The 4706-nt window shown below is 57.9% G+C and carries 2 protein-coding genes and 1 pseudogene; all 3 read left to right on the plus strand.

Annotated features, from left to right (window positions below):
* A partial coding sequence (locus ACRESJ_RS09320) for a superoxide dismutase (RefSeq protein ID WP_431757651.1) occupies positions 1 to 515 on the plus strand: 515 nt, incomplete at its 5' end.
* Between the two features lie 892 nt (positions 516 to 1407).
* Positions 1408 to 3459: a putative bifunctional diguanylate cyclase/phosphodiesterase gene (locus ACRESJ_RS09325; RefSeq protein WP_431757652.1), complete on the plus strand. Its 2052-nt coding sequence runs from the start codon at positions 1408 to 1410 to the stop codon at positions 3457 to 3459.
* Positions 3460 to 3745: 286 nt separating this feature from the next.
* Positions 3746 to 4675, plus strand: a pseudogene (locus ACRESJ_RS09330) (imelysin family protein); the annotation flags it as partial.
* Between the last annotated feature and the right edge of the window lie 31 nt (positions 4676 to 4706).

Below are 4706 nucleotides of genomic sequence, written 5' to 3' on the forward strand. Positions count from 1 at the left end.
ACGACAAGCACCACAACACCTACGTCGTGAACCTGAACAACCTGGTGCCAGGCACCGAGTTCGAAGGCAAGACCCTGGAAGAAATCGTCAAGACTTCCTCGGGCGGTATCTTCAACAACGCCGCTCAAGTGTGGAACCACACTTTCTACTGGAACTGCCTGGCGCCAAACGCTGGCGGTCAACCAACCGGCGCACTGGCTGACGCCATCAACGCTGCTTTCGGTTCGTTCGACAAGTTCAAGGAAGAGTTCAGCAAGACTTCCATCGGCACCTTCGGCTCCGGCTGGGGCTGGCTGGTGAAAAAAGCTGACGGCTCCCTGGGCCTGGCCAGCACCATCGGCGCCGGCAACCCGCTGACCAACGGCGACACCCCGCTGCTGACCTGCGACGTCTGGGAACACGCTTACTACATCGACTACCGCAACCTGCGTCCAAAATACGTTGAAGCATTCTGGAACCTGGTTAACTGGAAATTCGTGGCTGAGCAGTTCGAAGGCAAAACCTTCACCGCTTAAGCTTGAATGCCAGATAAAAAACCCGGCTTTTATGCCGGGTTTTTTTATGGGTGAATGGGTGGGAGCGAGATGTGGATTGACTGTGAGGCCGTTATTGCAAGCAGACTCGCTTCTAAAGTTGGAATAAGTACATCTGTTGGAAATTGATCGTCTGTGGGGTCGTCATCGCCAGCAGGCTGGCTCCCACAGGGGATGGGTATCAGGGAGAGATTGGTCGGCCGTCGGGCCGTCATCGCCAGCAAGCCGGCTCCTCCAGTAGATCTGCGTACACCATTGCTTTTCACCACTCAACAGGCCGAGTGTCAGCTCGCCTGCAGCTTTTGATCTGGATCCACCCGCCCCATCGGGAGGCTGAGTGGAGGCGTTCATCCGGGGATTGGCGCACAGCGCCGTTCGACGCAGTCGAACTCATCGCATGTAGGTGCCAGCGAAGCCAACCGGAGGGCGATGCCCCCGGATGAATGCCGGAGCGAAGGAACCCCGAGCCTCAGCGAGGGGCCGGACGCTCGGGGCAAGACCTTTGGTTCCTTTGGGGCGTTTGCCAAAGGGACTCGCCGTAAGGGCGAAACCATAAGAAGCCGTGACCGAAGAAATGGATATGTACTCAATCAACCAAACCCTGGCCGGCCCAAAGGCCGCCACGGTAAAACAAACCTCCACCCCCCCGGCCACACCCGTCTACCATCAACCCAAAGGAAATTATCTACACATCCCCTCAAGTTGAAGGACTCGACAACCGACACAGTACTAATCCGATAATTAATCAGTCACAGCATATCGGCCAAGGTGCAGGCAAAATCCCGCTAGGATGATTGACCCTTTGACTGCCATCACGGGATTGCCAATACTCATGGCAACTTGATGCTACCCGCACGGAACAAGGAATAACCCTTTGAAGCTGGAACTCAAGAACAGCTTGTCGGTGAAGTTGCTCCGGGTCGTGCTCCTGTCGGCATTGATCGTCGGCGTCGTCTTGAGCTGCGCGCAGATTGTTTTCGATGCCTATAAAACACGCCAGGCCGTCGCTGGTGACGCCGAGCGCATCCTGGACATGTTCCGCGACCCTTCGACCCAGGCCGTTTACAGCCTGGACCGGGAAATGGGCATGCAGGTTATCGAAGGCTTGTTTCAGGATGATGCTGTGCGCCAAGCCTCCATCGGGCATCCCAATGAAGCCATGCTCGCGCAAAAATCCCGCGAGTTGCAGCATTCCAACAGCCGTTGGTTGACCGACCTGATTCTGGGCAAGGAACGCACCTTCACCACTCAGTTGGTGGGTCGTGGTCCCTACAGCGAATATTACGGCGATCTGAGCATCACCCTCGATACCGCCACCTACGGCCAGGACTTCATCGTCAGTTCGGTCATCATCTTCATTTCCGGCGTGTTACGTGCTCTGGCGATGGGTCTGGTGCTGTACCTGGTCTATCACTGGCTGCTGACCAAACCCCTGTCGCGGATCATCGAGCACCTGACCGAAATCAATCCCGACCGTCCCAGCGAACACAAGATCCCGCAGATCAAGGGCCACGAAAAAAACGAACTGGGGATCTGGATCAACACCGCCAACCAGTTGCTGGAGTCCATCGAGCGCAATACCCATCTGCGTCATGAAGCGGAAAACAGTCTGTTGCGCATGGCCCAGTATGATTTCCTGACCGGCCTGCCGAATCGTCAGCAATTGCAATCGCAGCTGGACAAAATCCTCGTCGACGCCGGCAAGTTACAACGTCGCGTCGCGGTGCTGTGTGTCGGCCTCGATGACTTTAAAGGCATCAACGAACAGTTCAGCTACCAGACCGGTGACCAGCTGTTGCTGGCCCTGGCCGATCGTCTGCGAGCGCACAGTGGACGCCTTGGTGCCCTCGCCCGTCTGGGCGGTGATCAGTTCGCCCTGGTTCAGGCCGATATCGAACAACCCTACGAAGCCGCCGAACTGGCACAAAGTATTCTCGATGACCTGGAAGCGGCCTTTGCCCTCGATCATCAGGAAATCCGCTTGCGTGCCACCATCGGCATCACCCTGTTCCCCGAGGATGGCGACAGCACCGAGAAGTTGCTGCAGAAAGCCGAGCAAACCATGACGCTGGCCAAGACCCGCTCGCGCAACCGTTACCAGTTCTACATTGCCAGCGTCGACACCGAGATGCGCCGCCGTCGCGAGCTGGAAAAGGACCTGCGTGACGCCCTTGCCCGCGAGCAGTTCTACCTGGTCTATCAACCGCAGATCAGCTACCGCGACCACCGGGTGGTCGGTGTCGAGGCGCTGATTCGCTGGCAGCATCCCGAACACGGGCTGGTTCCACCCGACCTGTTCATCCCGCTGGCCGAGCAGAACGGCACCATCATTGCCATCGGTGAATGGGTGCTGGACCAGGCCTGCAAACAATTGCGCGACTGGCACGACCAGGGTTTCAGCGACCTGCGCATGGCGGTGAACCTCTCCACCGTTCAGTTGCACCACGCCGAATTGCCACGCGTTGTGAACAACCTATTGCAAATGTATCGCCTGCCACCGCGCAGCCTGGAGCTGGAAGTCACCGAGACCGGCCTGATGGAAGACATCAGCACCGCCGCCCAGCACTTGCTCAGCCTGCGTCGCTCCGGCGCACTGATCGCGATTGACGACTTCGGTACCGGTTACTCGTCACTGAGCTATCTCAAGAGCCTGCCGCTGGACAAGATCAAGATCGACAAGAGCTTCGTTCAGGACCTTCTCGACGATGACGACGATGCAACCATCGTTCGCGCCATCATCCAGCTGGGCAAGAGCCTGGGCATGCAGGTGATCGCAGAAGGCGTGGAAACCGCCGAACAGGAGGCGTACATCATCTCCGAAGGCTGTCACGAAGGTCAGGGTTATCACTACAGTAAACCGCTGCCTTCACGGGAACTGAGCGCTTATCTGAAGCAGGCCCAGCGCAGTAACGCCGCTATTTTGTAGAAAGATCGCAGCCTCGTTTCACCTGTAGGAGCGAGCTTGCTCGCGAAGAACGTCAAGGCGACGCATTTTTTCAGATAGCGCGCGTCATCGTTCACGTCCATAGCGAGCAAGCTCGCTCCTACAGAGTGAAACGAGGCTGCGATCTTTTGATCCACCTCAGATACTCCGTAAATAAGAAATATTTCCAAGCACAACCCTTTACACATAATGCGAAAGATTTGCATTATGTCGCAGTTTTGCGCGCCGAACGCGCCACACCACCCCCTCTCGAAGCAGGATGTTCGCCATGATTCGTATGCCTCTGGCTACCGCCAGTCTGTTGGCCATCGCAATTTCCCTCGCCGGTTGCGGTGAAGGCAAAGACAAAGACAAAGCTGCCGCTCCTGCGCCAGCCGCCAGCACCGCTGCTGCCCCGGCTGCTCCAGCCGCTGCACCTGCCGCTGCCGCTAAAGTCGACGAAGCCGCCGCCAAAGCTGTTGTCGCGCACTACGCCGACATCGTTTTCGCTGTTTACAGCGATGCCGAATCCACCGCGAAAACCCTGCAAACCGCCGTTGACGCTTTCCTGGCCAAACCGAACGCCGATACCCTGAAAGCCGCCAAGGCTGCCTGGATCGCCGCTCGCGTTCCTTACCTGCAGAGCGAAGTGTTCCGTTTCGGCAACACCATCATCGACGACTGGGAAGGTCAGGTGAACGCCTGGCCTCTGGACGAAGGCCTGATCGACTACGTCGACAAATCCTACGAACACGCATTGGGTAACCCGGGCGCTACCGCCAACATCATCGCCAACACACAGGTTCAGGTCGGCGAAGACAAGATCGACGTGAAAGACATCACCCCGGAAAAACTCGCCAGCCTGAACGAGCTGGGCGGTTCCGAGGCCAACGTCGCCACCGGCTACCACGCCATCGAATTCCTGCTCTGGGGCCAGGACCTGAACGGCACCGGTCCTGGCGCCGGCAACCGTCCAGCTTCGGACTACCTGGAAGGCAAAGGCGCCACTGGCGGTCATAACGATCGTCGTCGCGCTTACCTGAAATCCGTGACCCAGCTGCTGGTCAGCGACCTGGAAGAAATGGTTGGCAACTGGAAGCCGAACGTGGCCGACAACTACCGTGCAACCCTGGAAGCGGAGCCTGCTGAAACCGGTCTGCGCAAAATGCTGTTCGGCATGGGCAGCCTGTCCCTGGGCGAACTGGCGGGCGTGCGCATGTAGGTTTCCCTGGAAGCCAACTCCCCTGAAG

This window comes from Pseudomonas sp., from assembly GCF_050739655.1.
Taxonomy (GTDB): Bacteria; Pseudomonadota; Gammaproteobacteria; order Pseudomonadales; family Pseudomonadaceae; genus Aquipseudomonas.